The sequence below is a fragment of the Pseudomonas sp. NFACC05-1 genome (assembly GCF_900100135.1).
In the GTDB taxonomy this organism is placed as follows: domain Bacteria; phylum Pseudomonadota; class Gammaproteobacteria; order Pseudomonadales; family Pseudomonadaceae; genus Aquipseudomonas; species Aquipseudomonas fluorescens_Q.
This window is the reverse complement of record NZ_FMTR01000021.1, coordinates 90,345-107,276: the sequence shown is the minus strand read 5'-3', so window position 1 is coordinate 107,276 and position 16,932 is coordinate 90,345. Positions and strand designations below refer to the sequence as shown.

The following is a 16,932-nucleotide window of genomic DNA, read 5'->3' as shown; positions in this document are numbered from 1 at the left end:
CGCAGCAGCCCCCTCTCAAGCTCACTCAATCAACCTGATCTACCGTGTCGCCGGGTTTTAGGGCCGCTTCGCGCCCCAGCGGGAGCAAGCTCCCTCGCCACGGGAATTGGGCATGGCGCGGGTTAAGGGAATGCCTCGAGTCAGTGTCAGTCTCAAGAGCAAATCGGTTGGTCGCCCGGGATGCTTTTGTGGCGAGGGAGCTTGCTCCCGCTGGGCTGCGCAGCAGCCCCCTCTCAAGCTCACTCAATCAACCTGATCCACCGTGTCGCCGGGTTTTAGGGCCGCTTCGCGCCCCAGCGGGAGCAAGCTCCCTCGCCACAACTGCATTCCAGGCGGAAAATCCAATCAATCCCAAGGTCTGGCGCAAAAGCTGCATCCCACGACCATTCGCCGGTTTTCCGACACCGGTTTTTGGAGGGTAGGATGCGTAGCCTGGTTTTGCTGCTGGCCATTTTGGCGCTTGGTGGCTGCATGAATGTCAGTGACATGGGAGAGGGCGTTCGTTACCACATGAGCGACGCCGGCCTGCTGGACCATAGCGACAGCCGTCGTGTGAACAACCTGCGTATTCAGCCCGACTCGTTCATCTACATCGCCCAGGGCGCCTTCGCTCCGCCAGGCAGTGCTTATCCGCGTCCCAACGTCGTGGCCGAGGAAGCCTTCAATGGCTTCATCGAATATTTCCCCATGGTCCGTCGCGCCCGCGTTCCCGAAGGCCTCGACCAGGCCATGGGCGAGGCCCGTTCCGCTGGCGCCCATTATTTGCTGTACACCCGCTTCGCCAAGGCTGACAACCGTATCGGCAACACGGATGAATGGCAGGATGAAGAAGCCTTGGATCGCTTGGGTGTCGATACCAGCGTGATTCAAATCATGTTGATCGAGACCAGCACCCAGTATTTGATTGATACTGCACGGATCAAGAGTCGTGGCGGTTTACTGACGTTGCACGACAAGCAGCCACAAGACCTCATCGCCACGCCTTTGCGTGAATATGCCCGCAGCCTGCTGGGGATGAGCGACGAATAAATAATCAGGAGTCACCATGAGCGGACCGCAAAAAGCCAATGACTTGCTGGGGCAGATCCCCAAGACCAAAGGGCTGCCGCCGGTCCACTTGTGGAACCCCGACTTCTGCGGCGACATCGACATGCGCATCGCCCGGGACGGCACCTGGTATTACCTGGGTACGCCCATCGGGCGAAAGCCGATGGTCAAGCTGTTCTCCACCATCATCCGCCGCGACGGCGATGATTACTTCCTGATCACTCCTGTGGAAAAAGTCGGTATCAAGGTCGATGACGCGCCGTTCGTGGCCGTGACCCTTGAGGTCGAAGGGCAGGGGGAAGGGCAGTTGTTGCGCTTCACCACCAATGTCGAGGAAACCACTGAGGCCGGCGGCGAGCATCCGCTGCGGGTGGTGATCGATCCCCAGACCCAGGAACCCGCGCCCTACGTGCATGTGCGCAGCAATCTCGAAGCACTGATCCATCGCAATGTGTTCTACCAACTGGTGGAGCTGGCGGTCAGTCGCGAGATCGATGGGCAGCGCTGGTTGGGCGTGTGGAGCGGTGGCGAGTTCTTCCCCATAGGCCTGGAACCCTGAGCCCTCTTGGGAGCGATGGTTGATCCAACAGCTGTGTTGGCTGGACGACCGCTATCGCGAGCAAGCTCGCTCCCACAGGTGGGTTACGTAAAAATTCAAATTGACACCCAATCGTATGATGATTAGCGTGAGCCTCCTATAAGAGTGGCTCGCGGGGTTTTCATGTCCAGCAGTTTTCATGCATCGACCGTCGATTGGCTGGGGGGCTGGATAGCCGCCGGCCAGGTCAAGCCTGGGCAAACCATCAAGGTCGAGGCGGACTTGGGCGAACAATTGGGCGTCAGTCGCACGGTGATTCGCGAGGCGATCAAGACCCTGGTGGCCAAAGGCATGCTGGAGGTCGGGCCGAAAGTCGGCACGCGGGTGTTGCCGGTGCGACGCTGGAACCTGTTCGACCCCCAAGTGGTTGGCTGGCTGTCACGCAGCGGCTTGCCGGAAAATTTCGTCGATGACTTGCTGGACCTGCGCCGCACCATCGAGCCGATGGCGGTGCGTTGGGCCTGTGAACGGGCCACGGCCGACCAGGTGCAGGCGATCCGCCTGGCCTACCATGCGCTGGAGCGGGCCGTGGACAGCGGCGCGGATTACAACCGCGCCGACCAGTTTTTCCACGAATGCATCCTCGCCGCCAGCCATAATCAATTCATCGAACAGATGGTCCCGGCCCTGGGCGCGCTGCTGGCGGTATCGTTCGAGGTGTCGGCTGCCGACCCGGATGAGCTGCGCCGCACCTTGCCCATCCACAAGGACATCGCCGACGCCATCGCGGCCCGTGACGCGGCGCGGGGCGTCTGGGCCTGCATGACCCTGATCGATAACGCTGACCTGGCCATCAAGCGCTTTTACCCTAATGTCATGGCCGGTCGGACAGACGCTGCCGGGCAGATAGGGAACGGGAGGTTTCAATGAAGTGGACGGCTGTTACGGAACATCGGGCGATCTTGGGCGAGGGGCCGTTCTGGGATGAGCCGACCCAGGCGTTGTACTGGGTCGATATCGCCGGCAAGCAGGCGCTGCGGTTGATCGGCGCCAATGTGCAGATCTGGCAGATGCCCGAGCATGTGTCCGCCTTTATCCCGACGCAGAGTGGCGATGCATTGGTGACGCTGAGCAGTGGTGTCTACCGGCTGGACCTCGATTCGCCGGGCCTGGAACCGCGCTTGACCCTGCTGTGCATGGCCGACCCGCAACTGGGCAATCGTGCCAACGAAGCCCGTTGCGATGCCTTGGGCCAGCTCTGGCTCGGCACCATGCAGAACAACATCGGTGAAAACGCAGAGGACCTACCCATCGAGCGGCGCTCCGGCGGCCTCTTTCGTGTCAGTGGCGATGGCCGGGTCATGCCGTTGTTACGCGGGCTGGGTATCCCGAACACCTTGTTGTGGAGTCCAGATGGCACCACGGTGTATTTCGGCGAGAGCCTCGACGGCACTTTGTATCGGCACTTTATCCATCCCGATGGCAGCCTGGCTCCCGCCGAGGTCTGGTTCGGTCCACACCCGCGCGGCGGGCCGGACGGTTCGGCGATGGATGCCCGGGGTTATATCTGGAACGCGCGCTGGGACGGCAGTTGCCTGCTGCGATTGAATCCGCAAGGCCAGGTCGACCGGGTGATCGAACTGCCCGTCAGCCGGCCGACCAGCTGTGTGTTTGGAGGCGAAGACCTCAAGACCTTGTACATCACCAGTGCGGCGAGCCCGTTGGGTCATCCGCTGGACGGTGCGGTGCTGTCCATGCGGGTCGACATACCGGGCGTGGCTTGTACTCGGTTTGCGGGATGAATCCCAAAATATGGGATGTAAATATATATATTGAGATTATTCGGCGGTCGGGTTTATAGTCGGCTCCATCGGCAATACGCACTCACACTAAAAAAACAAAACAGGTGAAGTGATGCAACGATCCTCCCCCGTACGCCTCTGCGGCGTACGCGATTCACGGCTGCTTACAACGTCTTTTGACCGGTCGTCCCTGGATGCCCGGTTTTTGTCGTGCCTGCGTCCGGGAGTCTTGATCCATGGCTGAGCCGCTTTCATTGCCGCCAGTGCCCGAGCCCCCGAAGGGCGAGCGCCTGAAAAACAAAGTGGTGCTGCTGACCGGTGCGGCCCAGGGCATTGGCGAGGCGATCGTCGCCGCGTTCGCTTCGCAACAGGCACGGCTGGTGATCAGCGATATTCAGGCCGAGAAGGTCGAGACGGTTGCCGCTCATTGGCGTGAACGCGGGGCGGACGTGCATGCGCTGAAAGCCGATGTGTCGAACCAGCAGGACCTGCACGCCATGGCCCGGCATGCCGTCGAGCGGCACGGTCGCATCGATGTGCTGGTGAATTGCGCCGGTGTCAATGTATTCCGTGACCCGCTGGATATGACCGAAGAAGACTGGCGTCGCTGCTTCGCCATCGACCTGGATGGCGCCTGGTACGGTTGCAAGGCGGTATTGCCGCAGATGCTCGAGCAGGGCGTGGGCAGCATCATCAACATTGCTTCGACCCATTCGTCCCACATCATTCCCGGTTGTTTCCCTTACCCGGTGGCCAAGCATGGCCTGCTCGGCCTGACCCGCGCCCTGGGCATCGAATACGCACCCAAAGGCGTACGCGTCAATGCCATCGCACCGGGTTATATCGAGACCCAACTGAACGTCGACTACTGGAACGGCTTTGCCGATCCTTATGCCGAACGCCAGCGCGCGCTGGATCTGCACCCGCCACGGCGCATCGGGCAACCGATCGAAGTGGCAATGACGGCCGTGTTCCTGGCCAGCGATGAAGCACCGTTTATCAATGCCTCATGCATCACCATCGATGGGGGACGTTCAGTCATGTACCACGACTGAATATTCCTGGATTGCAGTGGGAAACTTCGCCTGTAATCCAATCATCATACGATATGACTATTTGGGCCTATGCTGTGTAGCAACTTGATGTGACCGCCCAGCCTGCGCATTTCCACCGACGGTGGAGCAGAACCCTGGTCGTTTGGCTTTCAATAAAAAAAACAAGGAGTCAACTATGAAACATCGTCGTGGGATCCGTTCCCTGTGTCGCGCCGCCCTGGCGGTTACCGCGGTCAGCCTCAGCAGCCACTTGCTGGCGGCCGATGCGGTAAAAATTGGTTTCCTGGTCAAGCAGGCCGAGGAGCCGTGGTTCCAGACCGAATGGGCGTTTGCCGAGAAGGCGGCCAAGGATAAAGGCTTCCAGTTGATCAAGATCGCCGTGCCCGACGGCGAGAAAACCCTCTCGGCCATCGACAGCCTGGCCGCCAACGGTGCCAAGGGCTTCGTGATCTGCCCGCCGGACGTCTCCCTCGGCCCGGCCATCGTGGCCAAGGCCAAGCTCAATGACATGAAAGTGATCGCCGTCGACGACCGCTTCGTCGGTTCCGATGGCAAGTTCATGGAAGACGTACCGTACCTGGGCATGGCGGCGTTCGAAGTCGGCCAGAAGCAGGGCGCCGCCATGGCGGCTGAGGCGAAAAAACGTGGCTGGGATTGGAAAGACACCTATGCCGTCATCAACACCTATAACGAACTGGACACCGGCAAGAAGCGCACCGACGGTTCGGTCGATGCCCTGAAAAAGGCCGGGATGCCGGCAGACCACATCCTTTATTCGGCGCTGAAGACCCTCGACGTACCCGGGAGCATGGACTCCACCAACTCGGCCCTGGTGAAGCTGCCAAGCGCCGCCAAGAACCTGATCATCGGTGGCATGAATGACAACACTGTGCTGGGCGGCGTGCGCGCCACCGAAGCCGCGGGGTTCAAGGCGGCCAATGTGATCGGCATCGGCATCAACGGCACCGACGCCATCGGTGAATTGAAGAAGCCTGACAGCGGCTTCTTCGGCTCGATGCTGCCAAGCCCTCACATCGAAGGCTACAAGACCGCCGAAATGATGTACGAGTGGATCACCACCGGCAAGGAGCCGCCGAAGTACACCGCCATGGACGAGGTGACGCTGATCACCCGGGAGAACTTCAAGCAAGAGCTGGAAAAAATCGGCCTGTGGAACTGATGGCCGGTTGATTCAAAAGCGGCCCTGGTCACTTGAGTGGCGGGGTCGCTTGATCTCTGTAAGTTCGAGGTGGTTATGCAAGCGCAAACAGCGACACGGCAACACAACATCGGCGGCAGCTTGCGATTCAACGGGATCGGCAAGTCCTTTCCCGGCGTGCAGGCGCTGGCCAATATCAGTTTCGTCGCCCATCCGGGGCAGGTCCATGCCTTGATGGGGGAAAACGGCGCTGGCAAGTCCACGTTGCTGAAGATCCTCGGTGGTGCCTACATCCCGAGCAGCGGCGACTTGCAGATCGGCGAGCAGACGATGGCCTTCAAAGGCACCGCCGACAGCATCGCCAGCGGCGTGGCGGTGATTCACCAGGAACTGCACCTGGTGCCGGAAATGACCGTCGCTGAAAATTTGTTTCTCGGCCATTTGCCGGCGCGTTTCGGCCTGGTCAATCGTGGCGTGCTGCGCCAACAGGCGCTGACGCTGCTCAAAGGCCTGGCCGACGAAATCGACCCCCAGGAAAAAGTCGGTCGCCTGTCCCTCGGCCAGCGCCAATTAGTGGAAATTGCCAAGGCCTTGTCTCGCGGTGCTCACGTCATTGCTTTCGACGAGCCCACCAGTAGCCTGTCGGCCCGGGAAATCGACCGTTTGATGGCGATCATCGGCCGGCTGCGAGACGAGGGCAAAGTGGTGCTCTACGTCAGCCATCGCATGGAAGAGGTGTTCCGCATCTGCAATGCGGTGACGGTGTTCAAGGACGGTCGTTACGTGCGGACCTTCGAGAACATGAGCGAGTTGACCCATGATCAACTCGTCACGTGCATGGTCGGTCGCGATATCCAGGACATCTATGACTACCGTCCTCGGGAGCGCGGCGATGTGGCGCTGCAAGTGAAGGGCTTGTTGGGGCCGGGCTTGCATGAGCCGGTGAGTTTCCAGGTGCACAAGGGCGAGATCCTCGGTTTGTTCGGGCTGGTCGGCGCCGGTCGTACCGAGCTGCTGCGCTTGCTCAGTGGCTTGGAGCGCCAGCGCGAAGGAAGTCTCGTCCTGCACGACAAGGAACTGAAACTGCGTTCACCTCGGGATGCCATCGCCGCGGGCGTGCTGCTCTGCCCGGAGGATCGCAAGAAAGAAGGCATCATCCCATTGGGCAGTGTGGGCGAGAACATCAACATCAGTGCGCGCCCGTCTCATTCCACGCTCGGCTGCCTGTTGCGTGGCGACTGGGAACGGGGCAATGCCGACAAACAGATCAAGTCGCTGAAAGTGAAGACCCCCACGGCGGGACAGAAAATCATGTACCTGTCCGGCGGCAACCAGCAGAAAGCGATTCTCGGTCGCTGGCTGTCGATGCCGATGAAAGTCCTGCTGCTGGACGAGCCTACTCGCGGCATCGACATCGGGGCCAAGGCGGAGATCTACCAGATTATCCACAACCTGGCGGCCGATGGCATCGCGGTGATTGTGGTGTCCAGCGACCTGATGGAAGTGATGGGCATTTCCGACCGAATCCTGGTGCTTTGCGAAGGGGCCATGCGCGGCGAGCTGTCGCGTGACCAGGCCAACGAATCCAACCTGTTGCAACTGGCGCTGCCGCGCCAACGCGTTGCCGACGCGGCGAACTGAGAGGTAAATCATGACCATTCAAAACAATGCACTGCCAACGGCACGCAAACCCCTGGACCTGCGTCGCTTCCTGGATGACTGGGTCATGTTGCTGGCGGCCATCGGCATCTTCGTGCTCTGCACCCTGATGATCGACAACTTCCTGTCGCCGCTGAACATGCGCGGGCTGGGCCTGGCGATTTCCACCACCGGCATCGCGGCCTGCACCATGTTGTATTGCCTGGCGTCCGGGCACTTCGACTTGTCGGTCGGTTCGGTGATTGCCTGTGCCGGCGTCGTCGCGGCGGTGGTGATGCGCGACACCAACAGCGTGTTCCTTGGCATCAGCGCGGCGCTGGTGATGGGGTTGATCGTCGGCTTGATCAACGGCATCGTCATTGCCAAGCTGCGGGTCAATGCGTTGATTACCACATTGGCGACCATGCAGATCGTCCGCGGCCTGGCCTACATCTTCGCCAACGGCAAAGCGGTGGGTGTGTCCCAGGAATCGTTCTTCGTGTTCGGCAACGGGCAGATGTTCGGCGTGCCGGTGCCGATCCTGATCACCATCGTGTGCTTCCTGTTTTTCGGCTGGCTGCTGAACTACACCACCTACGGGCGCAACACCATGGCCATTGGCGGCAACCAGGAAGCGGCGCTCTTGGCCGGCGTGAACGTTGATCGCACCAAGATCATCATCTTTGCCGTGCATGGCGTGATCGGTGCCCTGGCCGGGGTGATCCTGGCCTCGCGCATGACCTCGGGCCAGCCGATGATCGGCCAGGGCTTCGAACTGACCGTGATCTCGGCTTGCGTGCTGGGTGGGGTGTCGTTGAGCGGTGGTATCGGCATGATCCGCCACGTCATTGCAGGCGTGCTGATTTTGGCGATCATCGAAAACGCGATGAACCTGAAGAACATCGACACCTTCTACCAATACGTCATCCGCGGCTCGATCCTGCTGCTGGCGGTGGTGATCGACCGCTTGAAACAACGCTGAACAACCCATAGCGATCTCTGGCGACTGATCTACCGCTATCGCGAGCAAGCTCGCTCCCACAGGATGTTGTGCCGGGACGCAGAGCTCCAGCACAGCGCAGGCCCACTGTGGGAGCGAGCTTGCTCGCGAAGGCGTGCACCCAGACGCCGACAATCACCCCGCCTTGCGCAACGCCTCAACCAATTGCTGCTTACGCATCTTCGAGCGCCCGGGAATGTTTTTCGCCCGGGCCTCCTTCATCAGGCTGTCCACCGTCTGGGCCTCATGAGAGGCCTTGCTGGTGCGTGGATGACCTTCGCGGGTCTTGGCGGCGCGGCGGGCCGATTCCTTGCGGTCGGTTTTCTTTGCCGCGGCCGGTTTCGCCTTCCCCGAACCGCCGGAGCGTTCGCCGCCGCCGGACTGTTTGTTGACCGTTGCCCAAGCGCGTGCCTCGGCCGTGTCCTTGGACAGGCCTTTCTTCTCGTAACTCTCTTCGATGTGCTCGGCCTTGCGCTTTTGTTCGGCGGTGTATTTGTCTTTGCTTCCACGAGGCATGGGATGTTCCTCCTCAAATGTCTGAGCAGAGGCTATTGGCTGGCGGCGCCCCCTTCGGAGCCCGAGCCACCGGTCGTGGTTTTCGAGCCCACCCCGGTCTCGGCGTTATCAGGCGCTGTAGAGTCCGGCGTATTCATGCCGCCCTGACGACCCGTGTCATTACCCTGCACACGCGGATCGGTGCCGGTAGCGGGCGGCTGGCCATTGTTCAGGCCGCCGCCGGTTCCGTCGGTGTTCAATTTGGGCAGGCCTTGCGTGGCGGGGGAGTTGGGCGCTTGCACGGGGTCGGTCGGCCCGGTGCCGGAGGTCGAAGCCGCGAAGGCCACCGAGGACAGCAACGCGGCGAAGGTGAATACGGTCAGCCTTGAAGTGATCATGGGTGTCGCCTCCATTTTTCAGAATGCTTACCTGATCTTGGGCCTCGCTGGATTTGGGTTGGTGCCTCGGACGCGACGAATGGCGGTTCTGAAGGAGGCGTGCGCCGCGATCAAATAGTTGGATCGATATGTGACGAGCGCCGCGTCGCGGCTTAGTATGGCGCTTTCAATTGGCTACAAGGCCTGTTCATGTCCATCGAGATCCGTCCTGCGCAACCCAGCGATGCGCCTCAAATCCTTGCCTTCATCACCGAGCTGGCCGATTACGAAAAGGCCCGTCACGAAGTCATCGCCAGTGTGGCGGACATCGAGCGTAGCCTGTTCAGCGAGGGCGCGACCGCCCACGGCTTGATCTGCCTGCGTGACGGCGTGCCAATCGGTTTTGCGGTGTTTTTCTTCAGTTACTCCACTTGGCTGGGCAGCAATTGCCTGTACCTCGAGGACCTGTACATCACGCCAGAGCAGCGCGGCGGCGGGGCGGGCAAGACCTTGCTTCGCCACTTGGCGAAAATTGCCTGCGACAATGATTGCGGTCGCTTCGAATGGAGTGTGCTGGACTGGAACACCCCGGCCATCGAGTTCTACAAATCCCTCGGCGCGCAGCCCCAGGAAGAATGGGTGCGCTACCGAATGGACGGCAAGGTGCTACGGGATTTCGCCCACGGCAACTGAGCACTTCACGAATATGCGGCAGATGCGTACTCGGCAAATCCGGGGCGCTGTTCCAACCGCTTGCAATAGGCGGCGACCGCCGGATAGTCGGGACGCTCCATGGGGGTTTGGCGCCAGCGGTGCGCGGACAGGCCGATGAGCACATCGGCGAGGGAAAAATCCGCGCCGGCCACATAGGCGCCGGTGCGGTTCAACTGCTGCTCGAGCAAACCCATCTTCTCGTTCCAGCCTTTGATGCCGGCGGCGATGCGCTGTGGGTCCTGGAAGTCTGGATTCTTGCGTACCAGGGCGTGGAATGCGTAGCCCCATGACGGGTTGAGCTCTGTGGCTTGCCAGTCCATCCACTGCTCGACACGCGCCCGTGCGGCAGGTTCGACAGGCAGCAGGTCTTTGCGCCCATGTTTGCCCACCAGATAGCGGCAAATGGTGTTCGACTCCCAGAGCACACCGTTCTCATCAATGATCACCGGCACTTGGGCATTGGGATTCAAGGCCAGGAACGCCGGGTCGTGGGTCGAGGAAAAACCGATACCCCAGTCTTCGCGTTCGTAGGCGATTTCCAATTCCTGGCAGGTCCACAACACTTTTCTGACATTGATCGAGGAAGTGCGACCGAGGATTTTCAGCTGTTGTCCCATCACTTTTTCCCTAGTTGTTTGGCGTCCGCTCAGAAACGTAGCAGGGTCTTGAACGGATGGCGATGGGCTTTAGGGTTGGCTCATCAAATCCCAATATATGGGAGTGATATTTATATATTGAGATTTTGTTGCGCCCGGGTTTATAGTCCTTTCCACTCACTGCCAAAAAACAGAACAGGTGAAGCGGATGCAGGCGCAATTGATCGCGCTCGATTGGGGGACCACCTCATTACGGGCTTACAAACTCGCAGCCGGTGGCGAGGTGCTCGAGCAGCGCTCGCTGTCATCGGGAATCATGCAGTTGCCTTCCGGGCCGCGAACCGTGGCCGGCGGGGTGTGCATCGACGGTTTCGAACTGGCCTTCGACGAGGCCTGCGGCGACTGGCTCGATGCCCAGCCAGGCTTGCCCGTGATTGCCTGTGGCATGGTCGGCAGTGCTCAGGGCTGGCGTGAAGCGCCTTACTGCGACACACCCGCCAACGTCGCCAATCTCGGACATTCCCTACAAACCGTTCGCAGCCTTCGCGGTGTCGATGTGCACATCGTGCCCGGCGTGATTCAGCGTTCACGCTTGCCCAATGTCATGCGCGGTGAAGAAACCCAGGTGCTCGGCGCCTTGCACAGCCTGCCGGACGAAGCGGTGTTGATCGGCTTGCCCGGCAGTCATTCGAAATGGGTGGAAGTGACCGATGGCTGCATCGTGCATTTCGACACCTTCATGACCGGCGAGATCTTTGCCGTGCTCAGTGACCACAGCATTCTCGGCCGCACCCAGCAACGGAGTACGACCTTCGATGGCGTGGCCTTTGATCGTGGCGTACAGGTGGCGTTGTCGGTGGACGGCCAGATCGGTCCGCTGTCCACGGTGTTCAGCGCTCGCAGCCTGGGCTTGACCGGCGAACTGGAGGCCAGCGCCCAGGCCGATTACCTCTCGGGCCTGCTGATCGGCCATGAGCTGACGGCGCTGGCCGAGGTGCAGCGTCGGCGACGCGACAGCCTCCATCTGCCGACGGTGGTGCTGATCGGCAACTCCCAACTCTGTGTCCGTTATCAACGGGCCCTCGACGCCTGCGGTTTCGCCCGGGTGGTCCTGGCCGAACAGGCCACCGAACGCGGTTTGTGGCAACTGGCCGTAGCGGCCGGGTTGCTCGATTCCACCGCCCCCTGAACCTGACTGGAGGTCTGACATGCTCACTCAAGCACTGGCGCACAACGGGCTGATCGCGATCCTGCGTGGCCTGCGTCCCGAAGAGGCGGCGGCCATCGGCGAAGTCCTGTACAGCGCCGGATTTCGCGTCGTCGAAGTGCCGCTCAATTCCCCCGAGCCGTACGAAAGCATCCGCATCCTGCGTAGCACCTTGCCCGCCGATTGCCTGATCGGCGCCGGCACCGTGCTCACGCCGGAGCAGGTGGAGCAGGTGAAAGCCGCTGGCGGCCAAGTGATCGTCATGCCTCACAGCGATCCGAAGGTGCTGCGGGCGGCGAAAGCGGCGGGTCTGTACCTGTCGCCGGGTGTCGCCACGCCTACCGAAGCGTTTGCCGCGCTGGCCGAAGGCGCCCATGTACTGAAGATGTTCCCCGCCGAGCAGATGGGCCCGGCGGTGGTCAAGGCCTGGCTCGCGGTGCTGCCGGCCGGGACCGTGCTGGTGCCGGTGGGCGGGATTACGCCGGACAACATGGCGGTGTTTGTCGAAGCCGGCGTCAAGGGTTTCGGCCTCGGTTCCGGGCTGTTCAAGCCGGGCCTGACAGCGGATGAAGTGGCGGTGCGCGCCAAGGCCTACGTGGCCGCATGGAACGCCTTGAACTGAAGACTTTTCCAGCGCCCTGTGCGCTGCATCTGACAAGAGAGACAACAAGATGAAAATCACCAAGCTGACCACGTTTATCGTCCCGCCGCGCTGGTGCTTCCTCAAGGTCGAGACCGACGAGGGCGTGACCGGTTGGGGCGAGCCTGTGGTCGAGGGCCGTGCCCACACGGTTGCGGCGGCTGTCGAGGAATTGTCCGACTACCTGATCGGCAAAGACCCACGCAACATCGAAGACATTTGGACCGTGCTCTATCGCGGCGGCTTCTACCGTGGTGGGGCCATTCACATGAGCGCCCTGGCCGGCATCGACCAGGCGCTGTGGGACATCAAGGGCAAGGCCCTGGGTGTGTCGGTCAGCGACCTGCTGGGCGGCCAGGTGCGCGATAAGATCCGTGTGTATTCGTGGATCGGCGGCGACCGGCCGGCGGACACCGCCCGGGCGGCGAAAGAGGCGGTGGCGCGGGGCTTCACGGCGGTGAAGATGAACGGCACCGAAGAGCTGCAGTTTCTCGACACCTTCGAAAAAGTCGACCTGGCCCTGGCCAACGTGGCGGCGGTGCGCGATGCGGTGGGGCCGAACGTCGGCATTGGCGTGGACTTCCACGGCCGGGTGCACAAGCCGATGGCCAAGGTGCTGATGAAGGAACTCGACCCTTATAAACTGATGTTCATCGAAGAGCCGGTGCTCAGCGAAAACTACGAAGCCCTCAAGGAGTTGGCGCCGCTGACCAGCACCCCGATTGCCCTGGGCGAGCGGTTGTTCTCGCGCTGGGACTTCAAGCGTGTACTCAGCGAAGGCTACGTGGACATCATCCAGCCGGATGCCTCCCATGCCGGCGGCATCACCGAAACCCGCAAGATCGCCAACATGGCCGAGGCCTACGATGTCGCGCTGGCGCTGCACTGCCCGCTGGGCCCAATCGCCCTGGCGGCGTGCCTGCAACTGGACGCGGTCTGCTACAACGCGTTCATCCAGGAACAGAGCCTGGGTATCCACTACAACGAGAGCAACGACCTGCTGGACTACATCAAGGATCCGCAGGTGTTCGACTACGACAAGGGCTTCGTGAAAATCCCGAATGGCCCGGGCCTGGGCATCGAGATCAACGAGGAATACGTCATCGAACGCGCGGCCATCGGCCATCGCTGGCGCAACCCGATCTGGCGTCATGCCGATGGCAGTTTTGCCGAGTGGTGATCGCCTAGACACCCACAACCCCTGTGGCGAGGGAGCTTGCTCCCGCTCGACTGCGCAGCAGTCGCAGAGATGTCAGTTCATACATACAGGGGGCTGCTGCGCAGCCCAGCGGGAGCAAGCTCCCTCGCCACGGGTCGACTCGACTGCTCGTTAGTTTCGCCCTCAATAACCATAAAAAGAGGCACCTCACATGCAAGCGCACACCCTGAGCGCGCAGGCGTCGTTGGTGACGCCCAGCCGCAAGCGTTTTTTCATCATGGTCCTGCTGTTCATCACCGTGGTGATCAATTACCTGGACCGCAGCAACCTCTCGATCGCCGCCCCCGCGTTGACCAGCGACCTGGGCATCGATCCGATCCATGTCGGGCTGATTTTCTCGGCGTTCGGCTGGACCTATGCCGCCATGCAGATCCCCGGTGGCTGGCTGGTGGACCGGGTGCCGCCGCGCATTCTGTATAGCGTGGCGTTGCTGTTGTGGTCGGTGGCCACGGTCATGCTGGGTTTTGCCGCCAGTTTCATCGCGCTGTTCGTGCTGCGCATGGCGGTCGGTGCCCTGGAAGCGCCGGCTTATCCGATCAACAGCCGCGTGGTCACTACCTGGTTTCCTGAGCGTGAGCGGGCCACGGCCATCGGTTTCTACACCTCCGGGCAGTTCGTCGGGCTGGCTTTCCTGACGCCAGTACTGGCGTGGCTGCAACACGCGTTCGGTTGGCACATGGTGTTTGTCGCCACGGGCGCGGTGGGCATTCTCTGGGCGGTGATCTGGTACGCGGTGTACCGCGAGCCACGGGATTTCAAAGGCGCCAATGCCGCCGAAATCGAGCTGATCCGCGAAGGCGGCGGGCTGGTGGATATCCAGGCCGATACGGCGAAGGCCAAGGCAAAATTCAGCTGGGCCGACCTGGGTATCGTCCTGAGTCAACGCAAGTTGTGGGGCATTTACCTGGGGCAGTTCTGCCTCAACTCCACGCTGTGGTTTTTCCTGACGTGGTTCCCGACCTACCTGGTGAAATATCGCGGCATGGATTTCATCAAGTCCGGCCTGCTGGCGTCGTTGCCGTTCCTCGCGGCGTTTGTCGGCGTGTTGTGTTCCGGGTTCTTTTCCGACTGGCTGATCCGCCGCGGTGCCACGGTGGGGTTTGCCCGCAAGCTGCCGATCATTGGCGGTCTGTTGATCTCCACCTCGATCATCGGCGCCAACTTTGTTGAATCGACGCCGCTGGTGATCGCCTTCCTGGCCCTGGCGTTCTTCGGCAATGGCCTGGCGTCGATCACCTGGTCGCTGGTCTCCACACTGGCCCCGGCGCGGTTGCTCGGGCTGACGGGTGGGGTGTTCAACTTCATCGGTAACCTGGCGGCGATCGCCACGCCGATCGTCATTGGCTTCCTTGCCAGCGGCGATTCGTTTGCCCCGGCCATCACCTATATCTCTGTCCTGGCACTGGCTGGCGCGCTGTCCTACATCCTGCTGGTCGGGAAGGTCGAGCGCATCGAGTTGTAGTCCGACAGGGCGGGCGACCATAATGCCGCCCGTTCCCCGCTCACTGTTGAAGGCCGGCTATGCAGCAAGACGATCCAAAAATCACCAAGGATGCCGCACCTACGGGCACGCAGACATTGTTGCGTGGCCTGGGGGTGGTCCAGGCGGTCGCCAGCGGCGCCCGTGACTTGAAGGAAATCGCCCGGCTGATCGGCACCACCCGCAGCACCACCCATCGCCTGGCCAGTTGCCTGGTGGACGAACGTTACCTGCGCGTGGTGCCGCAAGTGGGCTACCTGCTGGGACCGAAGCTGATCGAGCTGGGTTTCCAGGCCCGGGAAGAATTGCCACTGGTGAGCCTGGCGGGGCCGTACTTGGACGAGCTGTCGGCGCTCACCGGGGACACCGTTCACCTGGCGATTCGTGAGGGCGACGAAGTCTTGTACCTGCTGAAGAATCCAGGGCGCAACGGCCCGGAAATGCGTTCGCGCGTAGGCCATCGCATGCCGCTGGCGCGCACCGGGATCGGCAAGGCGCTGATGCTCGATGATTCGCAGGAACAATGGAAGCGGCTGTATGAAATCAGCCTGCCAGCCGGTGGGAAGAATCAGTTCTGGCCCCAGCATCAGGAGCAATCCTGGGAACAGTTCCAGCAACGGATGCTGGAGTACGTGGCGGGGGGTTATGCCTTCGACCTGGAAGACAACGAACCGTCGATTCGCTGTGTGGCGGCGCCGATCCGGGACGCCGGCAAGCGCATCGTTGCCGGTATCAGCATCGCCAGCACCGTGCCGTACATGCCGCTGGAAAAGATGGCCGAGCTGATTCCCCTGGTCAAAGGGGTCACAGCCCGGCTGTCGGCGGAACTGGGTGCCAAGGTTTGACGAAGGTCAGGCCTTGAGCGTCGCCATGTCGATGACAAAGCGGTACTTCACGTCCCCGGCGATCATGCGGCTGTAGGCCTCGTTGATCTGACGGATGTCGAGCATCTCAATGTCGCAACTGATGTTGTGCTCGGCGCAGAAATCCAGCACTTCCTGGGTTTCTGCGATCCCGCCAATCAACGAACCGGCCAGGACGCGCCGGCCCATGATCAAGTTGGCCGCATGGACCGGTGGATCGATCGGCTCGACCAGACCCACCAGGATGTGCACGCCGTCGAAGCGCAGGGTGCTGAGGTAGGGATTGAGATCGTGCTGCACTGGAATGGTGTCCAGCAGGAAATGGAAGCGTCCGGCCGCGGCGGCCATCTGCTCGGGATCGGTGGACACGATCACATGATCGGCGCCCTGGCGACGGGCCTCTTCAGCCTTGCTGGCCGAGCGGGTGAACAACGTGACTTCCGCGCCCATGGCTTTGGCGAACTTGATACCCATATGGCCGAGGCCACCCATGCCCAGCACGCCGACCTTGTCGCCGGCCTTCACACCGTAGTGCTTGAGGGGCGAGTAGGTGGTGATGCCGGCACAGAGAATCGGTGCGGCGCTGGCCGGGTCGAGCGCGGCCGGGATGCGCAACACGAAGTGCTCTTGGACCACGATGCTGTTGGAGTAGCCACCCATGGTATGCCCGCCGCTGACCCGGTCCGGGCTGGCATAGGTCTGGGTCATGCCCTGATAGCAGTATTGCTCCAGGTCCGCGTGACAAGCTTCGCACTCGCGGCAGGAATCGACCATGCAGCCAACACCCACCAAGTCGCCGACCTTATGACGGGTGACATTTGCACCGACGGCGGTGACTTTGCCGATGATCTCGTGGCCAGGCATCAGTGGATAAACGGCGATGCCCCATTCGTTGCGCGCCTGGTGGATGTCGGAGTGGCAGACGCCGCAATAGAGGATTTCGATCGCCACATCGTCAGCTCGCGGGCTGCGGCGTTCGAACTTCATGGGGGCGAGGGGAGTGGTGGGCGATTGGGCGGCGTATCCGATGGCGGTGTACATGATGGACCTCGCTAAGCAGTGAACAGTGAGGTGATCTATTCTGGGAGCCTTGACCGTATGC

General features: G+C 61.5%; 18 protein-coding genes. 14 read left to right on the top strand and 4 right to left on the bottom strand.

Annotated features, from left to right (window positions below; translation table 11 throughout):
• The first annotated feature begins 423 nt into the window (after nt 1–423).
• From BLO97_RS24325 to araH, 8 genes are all read left to right on the top strand, one after another.
• A complete protein-coding gene (locus tag BLO97_RS24325) occupies nt 424–1,029 on the top strand; it encodes a DUF4823 domain-containing protein (RefSeq protein WP_063324923.1) in 606 nt (201 codons plus the stop codon).
• Nucleotides 1,030–1,045: 16 nt separating this feature from the next.
• Nucleotides 1,046–1,606, top strand: a complete 561-nt coding sequence (locus BLO97_RS24320) for a DUF1285 domain-containing protein (RefSeq protein ID WP_014339492.1) — start codon at nt 1,046–1,048, stop codon at nt 1,604–1,606.
• A 162-nt stretch (nt 1,607–1,768) separates the two neighbouring features.
• Entirely contained in the window at nt 1,769–2,515 is a 747-nt protein-coding gene (locus tag BLO97_RS24315; protein ID WP_063324924.1) for a FadR/GntR family transcriptional regulator, read from the top strand.
• Complete coding sequence (locus BLO97_RS24310) at nt 2,512–3,387, top strand: SMP-30/gluconolactonase/LRE family protein (protein ID WP_092147151.1); 876 nt, start codon at nt 2,512–2,514, stop codon at nt 3,385–3,387. Before BLO97_RS24315 ends, BLO97_RS24310 begins: the two co-directional genes overlap by 4 nt.
• 236 nt (nt 3,388–3,623) lie before the next feature.
• A complete protein-coding gene (locus tag BLO97_RS24305; protein WP_092348558.1) occupies nt 3,624–4,442 on the top strand; it encodes an SDR family oxidoreductase in 819 nt (272 codons plus the stop codon).
• A 175-nt stretch (nt 4,443–4,617) separates the two neighbouring features.
• The gene (locus BLO97_RS24300) at nt 4,618–5,622 is read left to right on the top strand and encodes a substrate-binding domain-containing protein (protein ID WP_092348555.1); all 1,005 of its coding nucleotides are present in this window, start codon (nt 4,618–4,620) and stop codon (nt 5,620–5,622) included.
• A 75-nt stretch (nt 5,623–5,697) separates the two neighbouring features.
• Nucleotides 5,698–7,242 carry an L-arabinose ABC transporter ATP-binding protein AraG gene (gene araG / locus BLO97_RS24295; RefSeq protein ID WP_063324928.1) on the top strand — a complete coding sequence of 515 codons (1,545 nt, stop codon included), beginning with the start codon at nt 5,698–5,700 and terminating at the stop codon, nt 7,240–7,242.
• A gap of 10 nt (nt 7,243–7,252) precedes the next feature.
• The gene (araH, locus tag BLO97_RS24290; protein ID WP_063324929.1) at nt 7,253–8,221 is read left to right on the top strand and encodes an L-arabinose ABC transporter permease AraH; all 969 of its coding nucleotides are present in this window, start codon (nt 7,253–7,255) and stop codon (nt 8,219–8,221) included.
• Between the two features lie 153 nt (nt 8,222–8,374).
• On the opposite strand, the gene BLO97_RS24285 is transcribed toward araH, so the two are convergent.
• Both BLO97_RS24285 and BLO97_RS24280 read right to left on the bottom strand, forming a co-directional pair.
• Nucleotides 8,375–8,755: a Rho termination factor N-terminal domain-containing protein gene (locus tag BLO97_RS24285; RefSeq protein WP_092225058.1), complete on the bottom strand. Its 381-nt coding sequence runs from the start codon at nt 8,753–8,755 to the stop codon at nt 8,375–8,377.
• Between the two features lie 32 nt (nt 8,756–8,787).
• Nucleotides 8,788–9,132: a hypothetical protein gene (locus BLO97_RS24280; RefSeq protein WP_092348552.1), complete on the bottom strand. Its 345-nt coding sequence runs from the start codon at nt 9,130–9,132 to the stop codon at nt 8,788–8,790.
• A 189-nt stretch (nt 9,133–9,321) separates the two neighbouring features.
• Between BLO97_RS24280 and BLO97_RS24275 the strand changes: the two genes are divergently transcribed.
• Nucleotides 9,322–9,804 (top strand): GNAT family N-acetyltransferase, encoded by a 483-nt coding sequence (locus tag BLO97_RS24275; RefSeq protein ID WP_053123788.1) that lies wholly within the window; start codon nt 9,322–9,324, stop codon nt 9,802–9,804.
• Nucleotides 9,805–9,809: 5 nt separating this feature from the next.
• Here BLO97_RS24275 and BLO97_RS24270 read toward each other — a convergent pair whose 3' ends face one another.
• A complete protein-coding gene (locus BLO97_RS24270) occupies nt 9,810–10,442 on the bottom strand; it encodes a glutathione S-transferase family protein (RefSeq protein ID WP_092147166.1) in 633 nt (210 codons plus the stop codon).
• Between the two features lie 187 nt (nt 10,443–10,629).
• Between BLO97_RS24270 and BLO97_RS24265 the strand changes: the two genes are divergently transcribed.
• From BLO97_RS24265 to BLO97_RS24245, 5 genes are all read left to right on the top strand, one after another.
• A complete protein-coding gene (locus tag BLO97_RS24265; RefSeq protein ID WP_092348549.1) occupies nt 10,630–11,610 on the top strand; it encodes a 2-dehydro-3-deoxygalactonokinase in 981 nt (326 codons plus the stop codon).
• A gap of 19 nt (nt 11,611–11,629) precedes the next feature.
• Nucleotides 11,630–12,250 carry a 2-dehydro-3-deoxy-6-phosphogalactonate aldolase gene (locus BLO97_RS24260; protein WP_092348546.1) on the top strand — a complete coding sequence of 207 codons (621 nt, stop codon included), beginning with the start codon at nt 11,630–11,632 and terminating at the stop codon, nt 12,248–12,250.
• A gap of 49 nt (nt 12,251–12,299) precedes the next feature.
• Nucleotides 12,300–13,448: a galactonate dehydratase gene (gene dgoD / locus BLO97_RS24255; protein ID WP_003179439.1), complete on the top strand. Its 1,149-nt coding sequence runs from the start codon at nt 12,300–12,302 to the stop codon at nt 13,446–13,448.
• 190 nt (nt 13,449–13,638) lie between these two features.
• Nucleotides 13,639–14,949, top strand: coding sequence for an MFS transporter (locus BLO97_RS24250; RefSeq protein WP_092348543.1), 1,311 nt, complete (start codon nt 13,639–13,641; stop codon nt 14,947–14,949).
• Nucleotides 14,950–15,008: 59 nt separating this feature from the next.
• Nucleotides 15,009–15,812, top strand: coding sequence for an IclR family transcriptional regulator (locus BLO97_RS24245; protein WP_063324935.1), 804 nt, complete (start codon nt 15,009–15,011; stop codon nt 15,810–15,812).
• Nucleotides 15,813–15,818: 6 nt separating this feature from the next.
• On the opposite strand, the gene BLO97_RS24240 is transcribed toward BLO97_RS24245, so the two are convergent.
• Nucleotides 15,819–16,871: an NAD(P)-dependent alcohol dehydrogenase gene (locus BLO97_RS24240; RefSeq protein WP_092225064.1), complete on the bottom strand. Its 1,053-nt coding sequence runs from the start codon at nt 16,869–16,871 to the stop codon at nt 15,819–15,821.
• Nucleotides 16,872–16,932 lie beyond the last annotated feature (61 nt).